Origin of the sequence: Synechococcus sp. BA-120 BA3 (assembly GCF_034931285.1) — a bacterium.
GTDB lineage: Bacteria > Cyanobacteriota > Cyanobacteriia > PCC-6307 > Cyanobiaceae > Cyanobium.
This window is the reverse complement of sequence record NZ_JAYGHZ010000438.1, coordinates 1-1,917: the sequence shown is the minus strand read 5'-3', so window position 1 is coordinate 1,917 and position 1,917 is coordinate 1. Positions and strand designations below refer to the sequence as shown.

At 74.3% G+C, this 1,917-nt stretch carries 1 protein-coding gene; it reads right to left on the bottom strand.

The window, feature by feature from the left end:
* Positions 1-1,917: cobaltochelatase subunit CobN (locus VB737_RS16535; RefSeq protein ID WP_500314567.1), on the bottom strand; the 1,917-nt coding region annotated here is incomplete at both ends.

The window sequence follows — 1,917 nt, the reverse complement described above, 5'->3', positions numbered from 1 at the left end:
ATCCCAGGCCGCGCCCCCCTCCACCGGTGGCTGGGCCGGTGCCTCGCACGGCATGGCGGCTCTGCCCAGCTCCTCCTCCACCAGAGCCAGGGCCCAGGTCTCCAGCAGGGCCACCCCGTCGCCGACGTGGCGCAGCAGGGTGGCCGTGCCCGTCAGGGCGGCAAGCCGCCCGCGGTCGTCGGCGGAGAGGGGCGCCTCCTCAGGATCAGACCAGGGGTCCAGATCCAGTCCCAGATCGAGGGCCAGGGCCTGGGTGAGCCCCGGCACCCCCGCCTGGGGCGGCCGGGCCAGGCACAGCAGCAGTTCGGCCAGCTTGGCCGGCGCCGGCAGGGTGCCGAAGGTGTGCAGGCCGAGGCGGATCTGGGCCTCCTTGAGCTCGCAGAGGTAGCCGTCGGCCGCCTCCAGCTGCCCGTCCAGATCCGGCTGGGCCGTGGCGGGTAGCTGCAGCTCCTCCAGCCGCTTGGCCAGGCGCTCCCGCAGCAGTGGGGCCCGGGCACTGTCCAGCTGGCGCGCTTCCCAGTATTCATCCAGCAGGGCCTCCAGGCCCTGCAGATCCCCGTGTAGCCCAGCCCGGCCCAGGGGCGGGGTGAGGTGGTCGAGGATCACGGCCTGGGCCCGACGCTTGGCCTGGCTGCCCTCGCCCGGGTCGTTGACGATGAACGGGTAGAGATGCGGCAGGGGGCCGAGGGCCCACTCGGGGAAGCAGTCCTGCGACAGCCCCAGCCCCTTGCCGGGCAGCCATTCGAGGTTGCCGTGCTTGCCCACGTGCACCACCACCTGGGCGCCGAAGCTCTGGCGAAGCCAGAGGTACTGGGCCAGGTAGGCATGGGTGGGGGGCAGATCGGGGCTGTGGTAGCTGAGGCTGGGATCCCGGTCGTAGCCGCGCTCGGGCTGGATCAGCACGAGCACCCGGCCGAAGCGCAGGCCCCGCACCGCGAACGCCGGGCCCGTGACCCCATCCGCCAGCACCGCTGGCTCCAGTCCCGCGTCGGCCTCAGGGGGCCCCCAGACCGCCTCCAGCCGTTGGCGACCCTCCAGCGGCAGGGTGGCGTACCACGCCTGGTAGGTGGCGAGGGGCAGGTGGTCCAGGGGAGGGCGATGGCCACTCTCCGGATCGTTGCTGCGACCCTCCAGCAACCGGTGGATGAGGGCGTCGCCATCCGTTGGAAGGCCTGCGGCCATTCCCAGGTCGTAGCCGGCCTGCGCCAGCCAGTCGAGCATCAGGGCGGCGCTGGCCGGGGTGTCGAGGCCGACGCCGTTGGCCAGGCGGCTGTTGCGGTTGGGGTAGTTGGCCAGCACCAGGGCCACGCGGCGGTCGGCGGCCGGCGTGCGGCGCAGGTCGATCCAGGCGCCGGTGAGGCGGGCGATCCAGTCGAGGCGTTCCAGGTCCGGCACGTAGCGGTGCAGGGCCGTGGCCAGGCTGTCGCTGGTGGCGCTCCACTCCTTGAAGGCCCCCACCCGGGTGGTGAGGCGTCCGTCCAGCTCCGGCAGGGCCACCTGGAGGCTGAGGTCCAGGGGCGCCAGGCCGATGCTGCTGGCGCTCCAGGCCCCGCGGCTGCGGCCGCTGCAGAGCACCTGCAGCACCGGCACCCCCAGCCGTTCCCACAGGGGGGCCCCCAGCCCCGCCTCCTCGAAGGACACCGACGCGAAGCCGGTGCCGCAGAGCACCGCCTCCGCCCCCTCCCGGCCCAGCAGATCGGCCACCCCCCGCTGCACGGCCCCGTCCCGCAGGCTGCTCACCCAAAGGGCCCGCGGCGCCAGCCCCCGGCCGCGCAGGGCCTCCAGCAGGGCCTCCATCAGCGCCAGATCCCCCGCCTGCCAGAGGGCCCGGTAGAGGATCACCCCCACCCGGGAGCCGGGCTCATCCCGCCAGTCATGGGGGAGGGGATCGGCGGCCGGTGCGGGCCAGGGTGGCTC